Here is a 17,885-nt window from a genome sequence, read left to right as displayed (position 1 = left end):
TCATCAAAAACGAAATGGATCCTCATTCCGCTAAATGACCGATTTCATTCATTTGGTGCAGTTTTGGATCCTCAGTCTGTTGCCAACTCTTTAGTAGATGTTCCTTTGTCTCTCTAAGAGTCTAAGGAAACACAATATTCCAGTATTCCCTTGTCTGAGGGCAGGCCACGGAAAGCGAATGACCATAAAGGAAATCATGTTGCTTTTACGGCACTGTAATGGGCAACAGCGTTACGGGAATGGGCAAAAACAAAAATCCGACGAGTTCAAAACAAATGAAATCGTTTTGAATCATCGGATTCTTCGACACGAGCTAAATTACACTTGCTCCACTTTATCTTTTAAATGTCTTCTTAAGATTTTCCCTGTTGTGTTTTTAGGTAGTTCTTCTAAAAATTCAATTTTAGCAGGTACTTTATATTTTGCTAAATGTCCTTTACAAAAATCGCGTAATTCATCTTCTTGGATGGACGCATCTTTTAACACAACAAAGCTTATCACTGCCTCGCCAGTATCGGGGTCTGGTGTTCCAACGACCGCTGCCTCGGCCACAGCTGGATGACTATACAATACTTCTTCCACTTCACGAGGGTACACATTGTAGCCACCGACTAGAATCATATCTTTTTTTCGATCCACAATGTAGAAATATCCTTCATCATCCATTCTTGCCATATCCCCTGTATATAACCAGCCATCCTTTAATGCTACAGCAGATTCTTCTGGCATCTTATAATACCCTTTCATCACATTAGGCCCACGGACAATTAATTCTCCTACTTCACCAACGGGTAGTTCTTCACCAAATTCATCGACTACTTTATTTTCCACATGTATAATACTCATGCCAATCGAGCCAGGCTTACGTGGACGGTCCAATGGATTAAAGCAAGTTACTGGCGCTGCTTCAGATAGGCCATATCCCTCTGAAACCTTCACATTGAATGTTTCTTCAAATTGAGTTAGTAGAGCAACAGGCATTGCCGCTCCACCAGAGATACATAAGCGAATACCAGAAAAGTTCTCCTGATTGCCTTCTGCTGTTTGAAGTAAATAGTTATACATGGTTGGTACTCCAGCAAAAACCGTAGCTCCATGCTCTCTGGCGATTCGAAATACTTCTTGTGGGGAAAACTTCGGTACGATTAAAACCGTTCCACCATTCATTAATGGTGCATTCAAAGAAACGGTTAAGCAAAACACGTGGAACATTGGTAATGCAGCAATTACTCTATCTTCTCCGTTAATCGTTAAGTAATCCGCTACATCCTTGGCATTCGAATACAAATTCTTATGACTTAGCATGGCACCTTTGGGCTTCCCTGTAGTTCCAGAAGTATATAAGATAATTGCGGTATCTTCCTCATCTAGCACCGGTTTCTCATCTTTAAACTCCGCTTCTCCAGTTCGCACCAAATGCGTAAACGATAGCAATTTAGAAGCTAATGAATGTGATGATAGATCTAGATCTACCCCACTTTCACATGATATGTAATGTTCTACATTTGGCAAGTGATTTGAAATAGCTTCGAACTTCTCTAATAGTACATCCATTGTAATAATCCCTTTTACATCACCGTTTTGCAAAATATACGTCATCTCACTAGGCGTATACAGCGGATTAATCGGAATTACTACTGCTCCAGCTCGGAGCGCACCATACAGTCCAATAATAAAATAAGGACTATTACCAACTACTAATGCGATATGGTCTCCTTTCTTGTAGCCTAAGTTTTCTAGCTGTGTTGCAAACCGTTGTACAGACGTTTCGAGTTCGAAATAACTAGTCTCCTTGTCTTGGAATACATAGGCTGTTTTTTCCGGGTGTTTTCTAGCTGTTATAGATAATTGCTCACTTAAATTCATTACAAGAAACCCCCTATAAAATAATAAATGAATGAATAGTCATTCATTTTGGTCTAAGAAAAATACCTTCCTTAATTAGAAAAGCAATTTTTCCTATACTTTAAATTTTAACACTATTTTAAGTATAAAAGACCAAACTATTATTTTCAAGTGGAAGCGTTAACATTTAGAGCGAAAAAGTAAGCAGCCCGAAATACGAGCTGCTATACCTTAATAAATTAAGTTAATTAGGTCTTCTTTTGTAATTTTTCCTAAGTAATGGGAAACATCTACATCGGCCAACGCTTCTTCCAATGCCTTTTTCTCATGTCGTACACCAATAATCTTATTTTCCAACTCTGTTACTTCACCTAAACCAAAGAAATCACCAAAAATTTTGCAGTTTTCGATTAATCCTTTTTTCACATCTAAACGGACATCAACAAGACCGCCTGGGAACTTATGCGATACTTGTACATTAAATGCAGGGGATTTTCCATAGTTCCATTCCCATTTTTGATAACGTTCCTCGGAAATCTTGTGAATATTTTTCCAATCCTCTTCGGTTAATTCATAACGTGGAACTTCATTTACATCTTCTACATCGAATATATATGTTAAAATGAGCTCCTTGAAATCTTCCATCGAAATTTTTTCATCTAGGAATTCAGATATATTTGCTACACGGCTACGAATCGATTTAATTCCTTTTGATTCGATTTTTTCTTTTTTTACATTTAATGCTTTTACAACGTTTTCTATTTCAGAATCTAGCATTAATGTCCCATGACTGAACATACGCCCTTTTGTAGAAAACATTGCATTTCCTGAAATTTTACGTCCGTCTGCTACAAGGTCATTTCTACCTTTTAGTTCAGCAGGTACACCTAGTTTTTGTAGCGCTTCTACAACTGGCTTTGTAAACTTCTCAAAGTTATGGAAGCTTTCACCATCATCTTTTGTAATAAAGCTAAAGTTTAAGTTCTGCTCATCATGATAAACAGCTCCCCCACCTGAAAGGCGTCGAACAACCTTAATACCATTATCTTCAACATAATCCGTATTTATTTCTTCAACGGTATTCTGGTTTCTTCCGATAATGATGGAAGGCTTGTTGATATAAAATAGTAAATATGTATCCTTCTCACCAAAATTCTGTAAGATATATTCTTCGATTGCTAAATTAATAGTTGGATCTGTAATGCCTTTGTTATCAATAAATTTCATGCTTGTCCCTCCTAATTACATCGTACTACTATCAGTTTAATGGAAAAATTAGGAGCAATCAAAAGAAAGCTCTTCATTTTCCCATATTAACCCTTCTTCAGCTAATTGAATCTCACCATCAAAATAATAACGTGCTTCTCGGACTAAATCTCTAGGCTCTCGATACTGTGGTAGGTGGCTTAATAACAATTGTTTCACACCTGCATTTTTGGCAATTTTTGCACCTTCATGACTCGTCATATGTCCTGCACCCGCCCCATCCTGATCTGCATAAAAGTTACAATCTGTAATAAGTAAATCCGCCTCTTTACTAAAGGGAATCCATTCATCTTTATAGCTCGTATCAGCAGTATAAACGATAACTTTTTCTCCATCTGTTATTCTCATTCCATAACAAGGAACTGGGTGTTTTGTTTTTAGAAAGGTAATAGAGAACGGACCAATAGTCAATGTGTCAGCAGGATCATATGCTATCCCTTCTGTACACTCATGCGTCAATGACTCAAATCCAGATGGGTCTTCCTTATGGCCATATATGGGTAATATCTCTTTCATTCCCGTAACGTAAGACTGAACAAGCCATGCATATTGAAGTACTCCGATATCAGCAATATGATCATGATGATAATGTGACAATACAACAGCATCAATATCCATCACATGCTTATAGTGCTGTAATTTTGACAACGAACCACTCCCTGCATCAATTAACAAGGTAAAGCCGTCCTTTTCTAATAGATAAGAGGATGTAGCCCCACCTGGTGCAGGAAATCCTCCCCAAAAACCAATAACAGTTAATTTCATTCTAATCACCTCAATATTCTTATTTTTGTTGTAACACAGATTTGACAATTTGCATACTGTTATAATACAATAAAAACAACTACACAAAGGGGGAGCCAAATGATAAACGTCATTGAGTTTTTCAGAAATTTACCTAAGAAACAATGTCAGCATTGCGGTCAGGAAATGGACGAAAAAGCCGATTGTTACGGTAATATTTGTGACGAATGTGATCATCCGGCTAGGTAACGCGTTAGATAGTTTATATACAAATGTAGTTTAACCGAAAAACAAGTATAGCAACCTATTTCAACTGTAGTATAACACACTTCTACTTTACAGCTATTGGGCAAATAGCTGTGTTTTTTTGTTGTCATTTAGCTTCTCTTCCAATAAAGCTTCCACGAATGAAAATTTTCTCATTCATTTTTAGAAAAAATACTGAAAAATCATATCATTCTAGCTAAATTTATATTATAATACTTAGAGTACCGAAATAGTTTTTTTGAAGGAGAGGGGATTTTTAATGACAACAACAAAAGCAAAGCGTCTGAATCGTTCTGAAGTACCCGTAGAACAAACATGGAATTTAACAGATTTATTCCCGTCTGAAGATGCTTGGGAAAAAGAATTAGAGGCTGTACAAGCTGATATAACAGAAGTTACACAGTATAAAGGAAAATTAGTGAACGATTCTACTACATTATTAAATGGTCTGCGTGCCTTAGAAAACTATCGCAAACGATTGGTTCGAGTTGGTACATATGCTAGTCTTCGTTCTAGCGCAGATGGTAGTGATCCAAATAATCAACGAGACTCGGCTAAAGTTTCTTCTGCAATGGCTAGTATTGGAGCAAAGCTATCATTTGTTCAATCGGAACTATTAACCTTATCCGAAGAGCAGGTGGATCAATTTCTATCCGAAGAAGAAGGTCTTGTTACTTATAAAAAAATGCTACAAGATACATTAGAAGACAAACCGCATACCTTATCACCAGAAATTGAAGAAACACTAGCTGCACTTAGTGAGGTGCACGGTGCACCATATATGATTTATGGACGTAGTAAATCTTCCGATATGCAATTTGATTCCATTAAAGATGATGCAGGTAATGAATTGCCTATGTCTGCTGCATTATATGAAGACCGCTATGAGCTAGAAACAAATACTCGAATTCGTCGTGATGCCTATGATTCCTTTACCAAAACGTTGAATCAATATAAAAATACGTATGCAGCAACCTATGCAACAGAGGTAACCAAACAAGTAACGATGTCTCGTCTTCGTAACTATGATTCTGTTACAGACATGCTCCTTGCTCCACAACAGGTAACAAAAGAAATGTATCATAATCAGCTGGATGTGATTCAAAAGGAGCTTGCGCCACATATGCGGCGTTACGCAAAATTAAAGAAAGAGAAGCTAGGTTTAGATGAGTTGTATTATGCGGACTTAAAAGCACCACTAGATCCTGAATTTAATCCAGAAACCACATACGAAGAGGCTAAATCTGTTATTTTAGAAGCACTTGAAGTAATGGGTCCTGAGTATAGTGAAATTATGCAAAAAGGATTAAATGACCGTTGGGTAGATTTAGCAGATAATGTTGGAAAACAAACTGGGGCTTTCTGCGCTAGTCCATATGGTGTTCACCCTTACATCCTGATTACATGGACAGATACAATGCGTGGTGCGTTTGTATTAGCCCATGAGCTTGGTCATGCTGGACATTTCTATTTAGCAGGTAAAAATCAATCATTAGTTAATACACGTCCTTCGACTTACTTTGTCGAAGCACCATCTACGATTAATGAATTACTACTTGCCAATCACTTGTTAAATAAAACCGATGACAAACGGATGAAGCGTTGGGTAATTACTCAATTATTAGGAACGTATTACCATAACTTTGTTACGCACCTACTAGAAGGTGAATATCAACGTCGCGTTTATGATTTAGCAGAGGCTGGGACTCCTTTAACGGCGAATGTCCTAACCCAACAAAAACAAGAAGCACTTGAAAGCTTCTGGGGTGATGCTGTAACCTTTGATGAAAATTCCGGACTTACTTGGATGCGCCAACCACACTATTATATGGGCCTATATCCGTACACGTATTCAGCTGGATTAACCGTATCTACTGCTGTTGCACAAAAGATTCAAACGGAAGGAAAACCTGCTGCAGACAACTGGTTAGAGGTACTAAAATCTGGTGGCACATTAAAACCACTTGATCTTATTAAAAAAGCTGGTGTTGACATGTCCAAACCAGATGCAATTAAAGAAGCTGTTGCCTTTGTTGGTTCTCTAGTAGATGAACTAGAAAAAAGTTACGAATAATAGGTGATAAAGAAGATCTCAAGTTCGCATGAGGTCTTCTTTTTTTACCAAAAAAGTCTATTGTCATATAGTAAACACTCTGAACAAAGCAAATATTTTTTGCTTAATCTCATAAAAAAACTAGCTCCAGCATCAGCTGAAACTAGTCTTCTATTAGCTACCCTTTTAAAAATTCTAAAACATCACTGACTGCCTGTTCCCCTTGTTCGATACAATCTGGAATTCCAATACCTTCAAAGGAACTACCTGTTAAAAACACGCCGGGCAATCTATCTTTTGCCTCTTGACGAATCGTAGCAATTCGTTCTTTATGTCCTACTGTATATTGAGGCATCGCATTTTTCCAACGTGATACCACACTGAATTCCGGCTTCGCAGTAATGTCCATCGTTTTATTTAAGTCTTTTAGCACGATATCAATAATTTCTTCATCTGATAACTCTACAACAGACTGATCATTAGGTCTACCGACATAGCACCGTACCAACGCTTTTCCTTCTGGAGTTGTGGAAGGCCACTTCTTATGTGTCCATGTGCATGCAGTAATTCGGTAGTCACTATTTCTAGAAACAACAAATCCTGTACCATCAATGTCTTTTTTAATGGCTGACTCATCAAAAGCTAAGGCGACATTCGCAACAGATGTTGCTGGCATCTCTTGGAATGTTTTAAAGAAATCGTATTGACTAAATATCTTAGGTAAATGATTATGTGGTGTTGCCATAATAACAGCATCTGCTTTAAATACGTCACCATTACCAAGTAATAAGTGATAGCCCGTTTCTTTTTTCTCTACATGGTCTACTGGAGCTTCTAATGTAACCGTTCCATCTTCCAGTTTTTCAGTTACTTTTTCAACCAGTGTTTCTAGACCTTCTGGGAATGAAAAGAACATACCTGGCTTTTTACCAGTTGATTTCTTCGGCTTTGGCATTGTTTGTTGCAACCCTTTTACTAAGCTACGATGCTCTTGCTCTAGTTTATAAAAATTAGGGAACGTGGCCATTATACTCATGTCATCAATATCCCCAGCATAAATACCAGATAATAAGGGTTCGATCAAGTTCTCAACTAATTCATCTCCAAATCGATGACGGAAAAAGGCTCCAAGAGATTGGTCTTGAACAGGCTTCCCTTTGGGTAATACAAAGTCAAATCCTGCCCGTAATTTCCCTTTCATAGAAAAAATCCCGGAGAATAAAAACGGTCGAACCTGTGTAGGAATCCCCATAAATGAACCACTAGGCATTTTATGGAGTTTATTATTTACTAAAATATACGATTGCCCTGTTCCATTACGAATGAGCTGATCATCCACACCAACTTCTTCTGCCAGTTTCACAGCAGGCTTTTTACGAGATAGAAACGAATCTGGACCTTGCTCAATCGTAAAGCCATTTTTGCGTATGGTTTTAATCTTACCACCTAGGCGGTTACTCGCCTCTACCAGCTTCACTTCATACGGTAGGTTATTGGCTTTTATTTGTTTTTGTAAATAGTAAGCAGCAGATAAGCCAGTTATTCCACCACCTACAATTACAATCGTTTTATTGTCCGTCATTACGCATCACGCTTTACTTTTTTTAGAACAACATCTGCCAATGTTTCAATGAATTGCGGGTGTACATTTGGCATTTCAGGACGATAATAACTAGCCCCTAATTCATCACAAACAACTTTACACTCATAATCATTATCATAAAGTACTTCTAAGTGATCTGCGATAAAGCCTACTGGAGCATATACAAATGCACGATATCCTTTTTGCTCGTATAAGTCACGGGTTAAATCCTGAACATCAGGTCCTAACCAAGGATCGGGTGTATTCCCTTCACTTTGCCATCCAAGCTCATAGTTTTTAATTCCTGTTTCCTCAGAAATTAATCGAGCAGTTTCTTTTAGCTGGTCTGGATACGGATCACCATGTTGCAAGATTTTCTCAGGTAAACTATGTGCTGATACGATAAGAACTGCTTTCTCACGTTCTTCTGCTGACATTTTATCGTATTCCGTATTGATTTGATCTGCCCAGTATTTAATAAACCCTGGTGCATCATACCAGCTTTCTACAGAAGTAATCGAAATACCATGTTTATCTGCTTCTTCTTGGGCACGATTATTGTATGATTTCACACTAAAAGTTGAATAATGTGGAGCTAATACAAGAGAAACGGCCTCGTTAATACCCTCATTGGCCATTTTCTGTACAGCATCCTCGATAAATGGATGGATATGCTTCAATCCGATATATACGACAAATTCATATTTTTCTTGTGATTCATTTAATTTTGTTTCCAAAGCTTTTGCTTGCTGTTCTGTAATTTTAGCTAATGGGGAAATTCCTCCAATTGCTTTATAACGATCTTTTAAATCTTGTAATGCTTCTGGTTCTGGTTTTCTACCATGACGAATATGTGTGTAATAAGGTTCAATATCTTCTTCTGTGTATGGCGTTCCATATGCCATTACCAATAGTCCCATTTTTTTTCTTTCCATTTTCAATACACCTCACCAATTGTATGCTTTATTCCTTAACGTTTTGAATAAGAATGAATTAAGTTTGTAAGCTTTTTCAATGTTTCTGGATTAATATCTGGTGTGACACCATGTCCTAGATTGAATACGTGTCTTCCATCTGCTTTTGATTGATCTAAAATCTCTTTTGTACGAGTTTCAATTGTATCCCAATCAGAAAGTAGAATCGCAGGATCTAAATTTCCCTGTAACACTTTGGTGACACCTAACTCACGTGCCTCTTTAATCGATGTGCGCCAATCCAAGCCAATGACATCTACTGGTAGGTCATTCCACTCTAATAGCAAGTGACTAGCACCTACACCAAACATAACTAATGGTACATCTTCCTGTTGTAGCTCAGAAAAAATCCTTGTCATTGTTGGCTTTATAAAAACGCGGTAATCCCTTGCATTTAACGCGCCAACCCATGAATCAAAAATTTGAATAGCTTTGGCACCAGCTTCTATTTGCGCCTTCACATATGTAATTGTCATATCCGCTAGCTTGTCCATTAATGCAAACCATGCATCTGGATCACGGTACATAAATGACTTAACCTTTCCATAATTTTTAGATGGGCCACCTTCAATCATGTAGCTAGCTAACGTAAAAGGTGCTCCACTAAATCCAATTAGTGGAACAGATAATTGTTCTTCTGATAATAACCGGATCGTTTCTAAAACATATGGCACATCTTCTTTTGGATGAATCATTCCTAGCTGTTCAACATCATGAATATCTTTCACTGGGTTATGAATTACAGGACCAATACCTGACTTAATCTCTACATCTACCCCAAGTGCTGGAAGTGGAGACATAATATCCTTGTATAATATCGCTGCATCTACATCATAATGCTCTACTGGAAGTCGTGTTACATATGCGCAAAGCTCTGGTTGATGTGTGATTTCAAATAAAGAATATTTCTCTTTTAATTTTCGATATTCTTCCTGTGACCGACCTGCTTGCCGCATAAACCAAGCAGGCGTATAGTCTACCTCTTCCCCATTATACGCTCTTATAATGGTATCATTTATCTTTCTTGTCATCGCTTTTCACCCTTTTCAATAGCTGTCCAATCCTAATTCCATGCCTATTATTGTCCTCTTCTACTATATCGGTTTACAACGATAGTGTATAGCAATCAAGCTTTATTGTCATGAATTTGTCTAATTTTGATACGATGTAATAGACCAATCAAACCGTTAAAAAATGGGGACTTAATTGGTCATGTATTACAAGTCTTACAATCCGCCAATCTTTTTATTCCATTGAAATGATAATTCTACCTTATCCGAATGATCGCCTTCTAGCTTTGTTAGAGGATCATAAGGTACAACATAATACCTACTAGATTGGAATAACGGGACATGATCAATAATATACTCTGACGTTCCTGTTACTTCCCCTATTCGCTCATCTACACCCGGATTATCTTGATACACGCGATAAACTACTCGTTCATCAGCAGATCCATCCCAAGTTATTTTTCCTTTAACAAAAGACAAACCTGAGAATTCGTAGGATGCACGAACATTAGCTATTTGTGGTAATTCTATCGGTTTTGGTAAATCATTAACATTAGCAGGCTTCGTAAACTCTCCTACTAACGCCTTTTCCTTATCGATTTCAGATAAAATTTTCTTTGTAAGCTCGGTTGGATAGCGACTACCACTAGTTAGATAGTGATCGGCATCTGATTTATCATACCCCATCCATAAAGCACTGACATATTCAGGTGTATACCCAACAAACCACGCATCTTTTACCCCATTAACATGCGGGTGTTGTGTCGTACCGGTCTTCCCCGCTATTGCTTTACTATACTCTCCATATGCTGCTGTTCCGTCTTGAACAGTTTGTGTTAAAATCTCCGTCATATCCCAGGCAACTTGTGGAGAAAACACTTCTCTTTCCACTGTTTCCATTTGATAAAGGAGTTCATTATCTTGGGAATATATCCGATTAATCGTTGTAGGCTGTACCGTTTTCCCACTATTACCAAATGCACTATATGCCTCAATTATTTCTTTAGGCGTAATTCCTTCACGAAGCCCTCCTAAAGCCATTGCCAAACCATCATCAGTAATGGAAATCCCCATTCTCTCAAGGTAATTCTTTGCATATGAGATTCCAATTTGGTCCAACAACCAAACTGCTGACGTATTTTTGGACCGAACAATTGCATCATAAATTGACACCATTCCATCATAGTTTCCATCTACATTTTTGGCTTGATATCCATTATGATCCATTAATTGATCAGGGATAAGGGAATAAGCCTTAAAGTTTTCTTGCATCATTGCCGGACCATAAACTGCTATTGGTTTAAATGTGGAACCTGGCTGTCTCTTCACACTAACGCGATTCAAATCACCTAATGTATATTCCCTTCCTCCGATAGCGGTTATTATTTCCCCCGTGTCATGCTTCATCATGACATAAGCACCTTCGACACCATTCGTATTTCCTGGGAAATAATCACCATTTTGAAACTGATTATACGCTATTTTTTGAGCTTTTTCGTCCATATTCACGATAATTCGATATCCGCCGCGTTTTAACTCATTAATGGATAATTGTTGATTCTCCACTGCTTCCTTCATAACGAGGTCAAGATAACTATCAACCCATGGTTTGTCCTCCCGTTCTTCAGAAGATAGACCTAATGTTTTGCCTTGTTCGTGGAGACGTTGTTTTGTATCAAGCAATTTTGCATCCTCCATCGCTTCAAGTACAACATTCCTACGTTTCGTCGCTTTTTCTGGATGATGAATTGGTGAATAACTGTTAGGTGCTTTTACCATTCCAGCAAGTAGTGCACCTTCAGAAATGCTTAAGTCACTCGACGGTTTAGAAAAATAAAGTTGCGACGCCGCCTCAATTCCGTACGCACCCTGTCCAAAATAAATACTATTTATATATAACTCTAGAATTCTACTTTTCGAAAAATTACGCTCTAAATATATGGAAGCCATTACTTCTTTTGTTTTACGCATCCAAGTTTTGTCGTTGTATAAAAATAAATTCTTCGCTACCTGTTGTGTTATTGTACTAGCACCTTCTACCTTTTGCATGGCAACTACGTCTTTATAGACAGCACGCATTACGGATCGAAAATCTACTCCAGCATGATCTTTGTATCGTTTATCTTCTATTGCTATAAAAGCATCAAGAACATGATCTGGTAATGATTCAATATCAACTAAGTGACGATTCTCACGATACAGCGTTCCGATAACTTCTCCATCTTTCGTTTCAATTGTAGTTGCTGCATTTAAAACAAGATTCTCCTCATTAACAACCAGTCTTCCACCATACAATATAAATGCATAACCGATCATACCTAGTAGTAAAATAGACGTACATATAATAATAGGTATTCTAATGAACAAAGGGATCGTATTTATTTTTTCTTTCCAAATTTTGGCCATCTATTCACCTCTATATAAACAATTAAGGTTACTATACTAGTATACGACATTTTTCTACATTCTCAAAGTAATAATAACTCTTACCAATTAATAATTATTTTAAAGTAATAGTTGTTGCACATAATTGCTAATAGATATTTCAATCACTTGACTATGAATGGTTAAAATAGGGTACGATGAGAATAGAAGGAGTTGGTAGCATGAAAGCATATATGACGAACGGAACTGGGGATTTTTTAGAGAAGTTAGCTAAAAAGCATCCTCAACAAACCATCCACATTATGTCTAGTGGTGCTGGTAGCTTGGCGTACTATGAAGGAACAAACAAGGAATTATTTGTTGCAGGAAGAACGTACGAAGTGCTTGTTGAAAAAGGAAACATTCAAGAAGAAGGTTTCGTTGCCATGAATAACATTCCAGTTACAGAAGAAGGTAGACCTGTTTTTGAAGATCGATTTAAAAACAGAAAACATGAAGTAGATAATATGGAAGGGTTTCAAGCCTTTCGTTTATTAAGACCAGTCTCTGGAAACACGTATGTCGTCCTTACGCAATGGAAGTCGGAAGTAGACTATGATCATTGGAAGAACTCTGGTAGCTTTAAAAAGTCTCACTCCGAATCACCAACAAAACCACCAGCCTACTTCGCAGACCGACCATTTTTAACAACTTACTATATGAAGAAAGAGGATGAATAAAAGCTATTTAAGTATTTACTAGTGGGCAAAGCTTTTGAACAAAAGGGTTACGAATAAACGCGGGAGATCTTAAATGCGCATGTGATCTCCCGCGTTTATTATGTTATCCGTATTATTTTATCCGCATACAACTGGCAGTATGCCCACCGCTGATCGATGATTCACATTACGATCCTATTTCTCCACTTCCTTCATTTTAAATAGGAAAAAACTAGCTCCAGTACGAACTGAAACTAGTCCCTCACGTAACCTATCGTTTTAAAACTTCTAAGCACAGCTAAGTGCCTTTTCCATATCGTTAGGTTAAATCTTCACTTATCAAAAAACATCAATCTAAAACAAATTCATTAAAGAATGCCGTATACTCATCTTCATCACGTTGACCAAGAATACTTGCTACAACTTCTCCGTCGTCAATATGCACTACTGTTGGTGTTGATTCAACTCCATATTTTCTTGCTTCTTCTGGGAATTCCAATAAATTTAGTTTTTTCATATCTACGCCCAATTCTTCTGTAAGCGGAACAAGATATGGTGTCGTATTTTGACAATAAACACAGGTTGGACTATAAAAATACACGGTTACCGCGTCCCCGGTTTCCACTTTTTCATCTAACTCTTCTGGCATAATTTGATTTCCATAATTAGGATCGTCTAATTGATCGATTGTTGCTTGATCCAAATTCTTTGTTCCATACGGATTCTCGCTATTATTAATCGCTTGGTTATTTTTATAATCAATAACGAAGTATAAAGCTACAAATAATACCAGGATTACTCCAACTATGATTAACATCTTCTTTTGCATGTCATTATTTCCCCCTATTTTGTTTTAGCAGTAGCAAACTTAATACAAATATAAGTACAAAAGCAATACCTGCCAAAAACGGAATGGTAACAAATCCAAAGTAATTGACGTATGCTGCATTACACGGAACCAGACCACAGGCATCTCCAGCATCTTGTAAGGCCGGTAATTTTTGTACAAGATAATGATATGTAGAAACGAACATACCTATTCCACTAAGTATGAAACCTGGTAATACTAGGTTTATATCTTTCTTCCAAATGGAAACTCCATAGATGATAACTAGTGGATACATTAAAATTCGTTGGTACCAACAAAGTTCACACGGAATGTAGCCCATAACTTCAGAGTAAAATAAGCTCCCTGCTGTAGCAATGATGGATACGGTCCATATCCCCAATAGTAAATTTTCATTTTTCATAATAAAGGCTACTCCTTCCTTTAATTCAATTTGATTATACAATCCTGGTGACAAAAAAACAAAAAAGAGGCTTAGCTGCTACTAATCCTCTTGTTTCAATAATTGGTTTCGGTGGACATAAACCGCTGCCTGGGTACGATCATTTACCTCTAGCTTCGATAATATATTACTCACATGTGTTTTTACAGTTTTTATACCAATGTATAATTTCTCACTTATCTCCTGATTCGTCATCCCATTTCCAACACATAAAAGCACTTCTAATTCTCTATCCGTTAATTCTTCATGCGCTTTTCGTTTCTCCGTACGGAAACTAGACATCATTTTGGTAGCTACTTTTGGTTCAATTACATTTTCCCCTCGTGCTGCTTTCTTTATCGCAGCTACAATTTCAGGTGCAGAAGAAGTCTTTAAAATATAACTGAATGCACCAGCCTCAATAGCTGGAAAAACCTGCTCATCATCATAATAGCTTGTTAGAATAATAATCTTACAAGAAGGGTAATTATCTATTACTTGTTTCGTAGCTTCTATTCCGTTGCCATCATCCATCATTAAGTCCATTAACACGACATCCGGCTTTTCCTCTAAAATTAATTTTGCTCCCTCATTACCACTAGAAGCCTGCCCAACTACATCAATAGCTTCATCCGTTTGCAAGTAGGAAATAATTCCTTTACGGACGATATCATGATCATCCACCACAATCACTCGTATCATCTAAATCCCCCCAATTTTAGCATGGTATTCGAATATCAATATACGTCCCTTCATTCACATTTGAACGGATCGTAAACGTACCGCCTAATTCCTCACATCGTTCCTTCATTGTTTTTAAACCATAGGATGTTTTCTTCACCGAGTCATTTGTACTATCAAAGCCTTTTCCATTATCACGAATATGGATAAACAATTCATTTGCCCTTCTAGTAATCGCAAGCGTGACTTCTGTAGCATTCGCATGCCTTAATGTATTTGATAATGATTCTTGAACGATACGAAAGATGTGCTCTTCCTTAGCCTCTGACAGCACAATGTTCTCATCCATCGATACGTGAAAATCAATTTGACTCTTTTGTTTTAATTCACTTACTAACTTTTGAATCCCCTTAGGTAATGGATCACCAGACAGATGCACCGGTCGCAAATGTAACAGCAATGCACGCATTTCTGTTTGAGCTTGTAAAGAGGCTGCCGCAACATCCTTCATTTGATCTTTTGCAATCTTAGGATCTTTATCCAATTGCTTCACAGCCGCTTCTGACATCATCGTTAATGCAAATAATTGCTGACTTACAGCATCATGTAGATCTCGCGCTAAACGCTGACGTTCTTCAATTACAGCTGACTTATGAGCTGTTTTCGCAAGTTCTCCTTTTTCATCTGCCATCCGTTGCAAGGATTTAACTTGATTTTGTAATTTCTCCCCTAGTTCATTTAATTCGTTCCCAATTCGTGCAAGCTCATCCGCTTCATTCGAATATACTTTTGAACTATAATTACCATTTGCGAACTGCGTAATTAGTACAGAGAGATAATCCAAACGTTCTTTTAAATCACCACTCGATTTAAATCCAACATAAAAGGAAAAAATAATAGCTAAAGTAATATATAAAGAGATAAATAAAAAGATACTTTCTGATGTTAACCATGTCGGATTAAATAAAACGTGAATGGTTAATAAAATGGATAATATCGTTACCGTCGTTAAGAAAAGGGCATTTAAATGGGATATAATATATCGGTAACGAATACTGGCAAATCGCTGTTTCATCACGTGTTCCCCCTATACATAATCAACGCGAATTGAACCTGCTTTTAATTTTAAGTGTAAATCTAATTTCCTTGTAGCCATATGATAATTCTCTGTTTCATACTGAAGGCTACGGTTAATACCATCTGCAGTCCTTCCTACAACATCAATGTCACCAGCCTTAACCGAAGCATGTACCCGAAAATCAATATTCTCGGGAATTAGTAAATGAACATCTCCTGCAAGTGCACTAATTTTAATCGGAATTTCTTTTTCAGGAATATACGCCTTAGAAAAATCTAAATAGAAATCACCAGCCAAATTACTTAAGTTCATTGGCTCTACCTTCCAATTTGGTTGATTATACTCATGACTACCTACTGTAAAAATTGATCCATTATAGTGTGATTTACTTTTTTTATCACCACCTGAAGTAATGATAACGTTAGGACCTTTCGACTTACCTATAAATAGAAACCCAAAATATACAATTAATAGTGGCCATAATTTAAACACATCTTTAAATACAAATGATATAACCTCAAAACGGTCGAGTAGTAATAAGGTTCCAAAGATGAAGAAGAAAGAACCAAAAATCCAACTTCCTCCACGGTTTCGATAACGATCTATGATCCATTTAATCCCTAATACCACAAAGATAACAGGATAAATAAAAAACCAAGCATTTCCCATATTAAACGATGCTACACCGATGTTTTCCAATACAAGCATCGCACCAAGGACGATTAATATTGTTGCAATTATATAGCGCATGTCTTTTGCCCCCTATTAAAATTTGAACTCTAGTATTTTTTTATTTCGTAGATTGTATATTGCAATAAGGGTAATAATGATTCCACTAACGATCATTATGGATTGAATACCAACACCTATCGCGATTAAGACCGAGGTTACCACAAATGAAACAGGTACAAATCCGGTAGATACAGTCATTAGAAAGCTCATCATTCGACCAATCATCTTCTTATCCGTTGTTTGTTGTAGCATCGTGATTAATGGTATATTTACTAGCTGTGTCGTAAATGTCATTGCCGCGACCAACCCAGCCATTATCAAGGTGTTGACTGAAAAACCCGTAACCGTATAAAGAACTCCAAGCGTAATTAAGCTTATAATCATTACATATCCAGGCTTTTTTAGTTTGATAGAGGCCAACAAAATCGCCCCAATTAATGCTCCAATTCCCATCGCTGTTTGTACGGTAGCTAGACTCACCGCATCACCTTGAAATATATCCTTAACCATTATTGGAAGTCCGATTGCTAATGGTCCTGCAAAGAAGAAGTTTAAAAAGAAAGCCATAATAACGATGGATACTACTAATTCATTTTTCCTAGCGTAATTCCATCCCGCTTTAAAATCTTCCCATGGAGATGGCTTTTCAGCTTCATCACTTTCTTCTTTTAAACGGATAAACAATACAGCTATAGATGCTAGAAGCAGCATCGCAAGTGATACGGAGAATACTCCTTCAAAACCTAATAAAGCAATTAATGTTCCACCAAGTGCGGGTCCTAGGATCGGACTTATTTGTGTAGTCATTTGCATAAATGAATTCCCACGTTGTAATTGTTCCTCGTTTAATAATATCGGTGTTAATGAATTCATTGCTGGATAGCTAAAGGCATCCGATATTCCAAAACAAGCGGCTAATATGATCAAATGAACTGCTGTAATCGAATCCGTAAGTAGAAATCCAATTAAAATACCAATCAGAATTGCCCTTGATAAATCTGAACAGAATAAAATCGTACGTTTATTAAATCGATCTGCTATTAAACCACCTATAGTCAGTAGCAACAATCGTGGTATAGAGGCTGCAAAAAATAACATTCCAAAGTAGAATCGATTGTCATTAATTGAAAGCATTAACCACTCCGCACCGATTAAGTATACGTAATAACCAGGTGAAGAAAATATCGCACTAATAAACAACAAAACAAAATTCTTATTCTTAAAAACCGGAACTTTCATTTGTTCCTTTTCAACCACTGCTTCCATCGTAATGGCTCCCTCCATGTTTTGATCCTATCTTTA

At 37.1% G+C, this 17,885-nt stretch carries 16 protein-coding genes; 3 read left to right on the top strand and 13 right to left on the bottom strand.

What is annotated here, in order from left to right:
• Positions 1-318 precede the first annotated feature (318 nt).
• The 3 genes from BMX40_RS02295 to BMX40_RS02285 form a co-directional block, all read right to left on the bottom strand.
• Positions 319-1,866, bottom strand: coding sequence for a fatty acid--CoA ligase family protein (locus BMX40_RS02295; RefSeq protein WP_090866414.1), 1,548 nt, complete (start codon positions 1,864-1,866; stop codon positions 319-321).
• 210 nt (positions 1,867-2,076) lie between these two features.
• Positions 2,077-3,072 carry a lipoate--protein ligase gene (gene lplA / locus BMX40_RS02290; protein WP_090866412.1) on the bottom strand — a complete coding sequence of 332 codons (996 nt, stop codon included), beginning with the start codon at positions 3,070-3,072 and terminating at the stop codon, positions 2,077-2,079.
• Positions 3,073-3,120: 48 nt separating this feature from the next.
• Positions 3,121-3,876, bottom strand: coding sequence for an MBL fold metallo-hydrolase (locus BMX40_RS02285; protein WP_090866410.1), 756 nt, complete (start codon positions 3,874-3,876; stop codon positions 3,121-3,123).
• Between the two features lie 99 nt (positions 3,877-3,975).
• On the opposite strand from BMX40_RS02285, the gene yhfH reads away from it, so the two are divergent.
• Together yhfH and pepF are read left to right on the top strand one after the other, a co-directional pair.
• On the top strand, positions 3,976-4,104 hold the full coding sequence (gene yhfH / locus BMX40_RS02280) for a protein YhfH (protein WP_090866408.1): 129 nt from the start codon (positions 3,976-3,978) through the stop codon (positions 4,102-4,104).
• Between the two features lie 277 nt (positions 4,105-4,381).
• The gene (pepF, locus tag BMX40_RS02275) at positions 4,382-6,196 is read left to right on the top strand and encodes an oligoendopeptidase F (protein WP_090866406.1); all 1,815 of its coding nucleotides are present in this window, start codon (positions 4,382-4,384) and stop codon (positions 6,194-6,196) included.
• Positions 6,197-6,353: 157 nt separating this feature from the next.
• Here pepF and hemY read toward each other — a convergent pair whose 3' ends face one another.
• The 4 genes from hemY to BMX40_RS02255 all read right to left on the bottom strand — a co-directional run bounded on the left by hemY (position 6,354) and on the right by BMX40_RS02255 (position 12,147).
• Positions 6,354-7,757, bottom strand: coding sequence for a protoporphyrinogen oxidase (gene hemY / locus BMX40_RS02270; RefSeq protein ID WP_090866404.1), 1,404 nt, complete (start codon positions 7,755-7,757; stop codon positions 6,354-6,356).
• Entirely contained in the window at positions 7,757-8,692 is a 936-nt protein-coding gene (hemH, locus tag BMX40_RS02265) for a ferrochelatase (protein ID WP_090866402.1), read from the bottom strand. The genes hemY and hemH overlap by 1 nt, the downstream gene beginning before the upstream one ends.
• A gap of 35 nt (positions 8,693-8,727) precedes the next feature.
• The gene (gene hemE, locus BMX40_RS02260; protein WP_090866400.1) at positions 8,728-9,762 is read right to left on the bottom strand and encodes a uroporphyrinogen decarboxylase; all 1,035 of its coding nucleotides are present in this window, start codon (positions 9,760-9,762) and stop codon (positions 8,728-8,730) included.
• A gap of 195 nt (positions 9,763-9,957) precedes the next feature.
• Complete coding sequence (locus tag BMX40_RS02255; RefSeq protein ID WP_090866398.1) at positions 9,958-12,147, bottom strand: transglycosylase domain-containing protein; 2,190 nt, start codon at positions 12,145-12,147, stop codon at positions 9,958-9,960.
• 200 nt (positions 12,148-12,347) lie between these two features.
• On the opposite strand from BMX40_RS02255, the gene BMX40_RS02250 reads away from it, so the two are divergent.
• A complete protein-coding gene (locus BMX40_RS02250; RefSeq protein WP_090866396.1) occupies positions 12,348-12,845 on the top strand; it encodes an antibiotic biosynthesis monooxygenase family protein in 498 nt (165 codons plus the stop codon).
• 328 nt (positions 12,846-13,173) lie between these two features.
• On the opposite strand, the gene BMX40_RS02245 is transcribed toward BMX40_RS02250, so the two are convergent.
• The 6 genes from BMX40_RS02245 to BMX40_RS02220 all read right to left on the bottom strand — a co-directional run bounded on the left by BMX40_RS02245 (position 13,174) and on the right by BMX40_RS02220 (position 17,849).
• On the bottom strand, positions 13,174-13,653 hold the full coding sequence (locus tag BMX40_RS02245; RefSeq protein WP_090866394.1) for a thioredoxin family protein: 480 nt from the start codon (positions 13,651-13,653) through the stop codon (positions 13,174-13,176).
• 4 nt (positions 13,654-13,657) lie between these two features.
• On the bottom strand, positions 13,658-14,074 hold the full coding sequence (locus BMX40_RS02240; RefSeq protein WP_090866441.1) for a disulfide oxidoreductase: 417 nt from the start codon (positions 14,072-14,074) through the stop codon (positions 13,658-13,660).
• Positions 14,075-14,155: 81 nt separating this feature from the next.
• Positions 14,156-14,794, bottom strand: a complete 639-nt coding sequence (locus BMX40_RS02235) for a response regulator (RefSeq protein ID WP_090866392.1) — start codon at positions 14,792-14,794, stop codon at positions 14,156-14,158.
• A 16-nt stretch (positions 14,795-14,810) separates the two neighbouring features.
• Positions 14,811-15,848: a sensor histidine kinase gene (locus tag BMX40_RS02230; protein WP_090866390.1), complete on the bottom strand. Its 1,038-nt coding sequence runs from the start codon at positions 15,846-15,848 to the stop codon at positions 14,811-14,813.
• 12 nt (positions 15,849-15,860) lie between these two features.
• Positions 15,861-16,601 (bottom strand): cell wall-active antibiotics response protein LiaF, encoded by a 741-nt coding sequence (liaF, locus tag BMX40_RS02225; protein ID WP_090866388.1) that lies wholly within the window; start codon positions 16,599-16,601, stop codon positions 15,861-15,863.
• A 15-nt stretch (positions 16,602-16,616) separates the two neighbouring features.
• Positions 16,617-17,849 carry an MFS transporter gene (locus tag BMX40_RS02220; protein WP_090866386.1) on the bottom strand — a complete coding sequence of 411 codons (1,233 nt, stop codon included), beginning with the start codon at positions 17,847-17,849 and terminating at the stop codon, positions 16,617-16,619.
• Positions 17,850-17,885 lie beyond the last annotated feature (36 nt).

It is taken from the genome of Oceanobacillus limi (assembly GCF_900111445.1).
GTDB classification, from domain to species: domain Bacteria; phylum Bacillota; class Bacilli; order Bacillales; family Amphibacillaceae; genus Ornithinibacillus; species Ornithinibacillus limi.
This window is presented reverse-complemented; position numbering and strand designations above follow the sequence as displayed.

Excerpts from the sequence above, each read along its gene's own strand:
- BMX40_RS02295 (WP_090866414.1), bottom strand. The coding sequence starts at position 1,866 with ATGAATTTAAGTGAGCAATTATCTATAACAGCTAGAAAACACCCGGAA.
- lplA (WP_090866412.1), bottom strand. The coding sequence starts at position 3,072 with ATGAAATTTATTGATAACAAAGGCATTACAGATCCAACTATTAATTTA.
- BMX40_RS02285 (WP_090866410.1), bottom strand. The coding sequence starts at position 3,876 with ATGAAATTAACTGTTATTGGTTTTTGGGGAGGATTTCCTGCACCAGGT.
- yhfH (WP_090866408.1), top strand. The coding sequence starts at position 3,976 with ATGATAAACGTCATTGAGTTTTTCAGAAATTTACCTAAGAAACAATGT.
- pepF (WP_090866406.1), top strand. The coding sequence starts at position 4,382 with ATGACAACAACAAAAGCAAAGCGTCTGAATCGTTCTGAAGTACCCGTA.
- hemY (WP_090866404.1), bottom strand. The coding sequence starts at position 7,757 with ATGACGGACAATAAAACGATTGTAATTGTAGGTGGTGGAATAACTGGC.
- hemH (WP_090866402.1), bottom strand. The coding sequence starts at position 8,692 with ATGGAAAGAAAAAAAATGGGACTATTGGTAATGGCATATGGAACGCCA.
- hemE (WP_090866400.1), bottom strand. The coding sequence starts at position 9,762 with ATGACAAGAAAGATAAATGATACCATTATAAGAGCGTATAATGGGGAA.
- BMX40_RS02255 (WP_090866398.1), bottom strand. The coding sequence starts at position 12,147 with ATGGCCAAAATTTGGAAAGAAAAAATAAATACGATCCCTTTGTTCATT.
- BMX40_RS02250 (WP_090866396.1), top strand. The coding sequence starts at position 12,348 with ATGAAAGCATATATGACGAACGGAACTGGGGATTTTTTAGAGAAGTTA.
- BMX40_RS02245 (WP_090866394.1), bottom strand. The coding sequence starts at position 13,653 with ATGCAAAAGAAGATGTTAATCATAGTTGGAGTAATCCTGGTATTATTT.
- BMX40_RS02240 (WP_090866441.1), bottom strand. The coding sequence starts at position 14,074 with ATGAAAAATGAAAATTTACTATTGGGGATATGGACCGTATCCATCATT.
- BMX40_RS02235 (WP_090866392.1), bottom strand. The coding sequence starts at position 14,794 with ATGATACGAGTGATTGTGGTGGATGATCATGATATCGTCCGTAAAGGA.
- BMX40_RS02230 (WP_090866390.1), bottom strand. The coding sequence starts at position 15,848 with ATGAAACAGCGATTTGCCAGTATTCGTTACCGATATATTATATCCCAT.
- liaF (WP_090866388.1), bottom strand. The coding sequence starts at position 16,601 with ATGCGCTATATAATTGCAACAATATTAATCGTCCTTGGTGCGATGCTT.
- BMX40_RS02220 (WP_090866386.1), bottom strand. The coding sequence starts at position 17,849 with ATGGAAGCAGTGGTTGAAAAGGAACAAATGAAAGTTCCGGTTTTTAAG.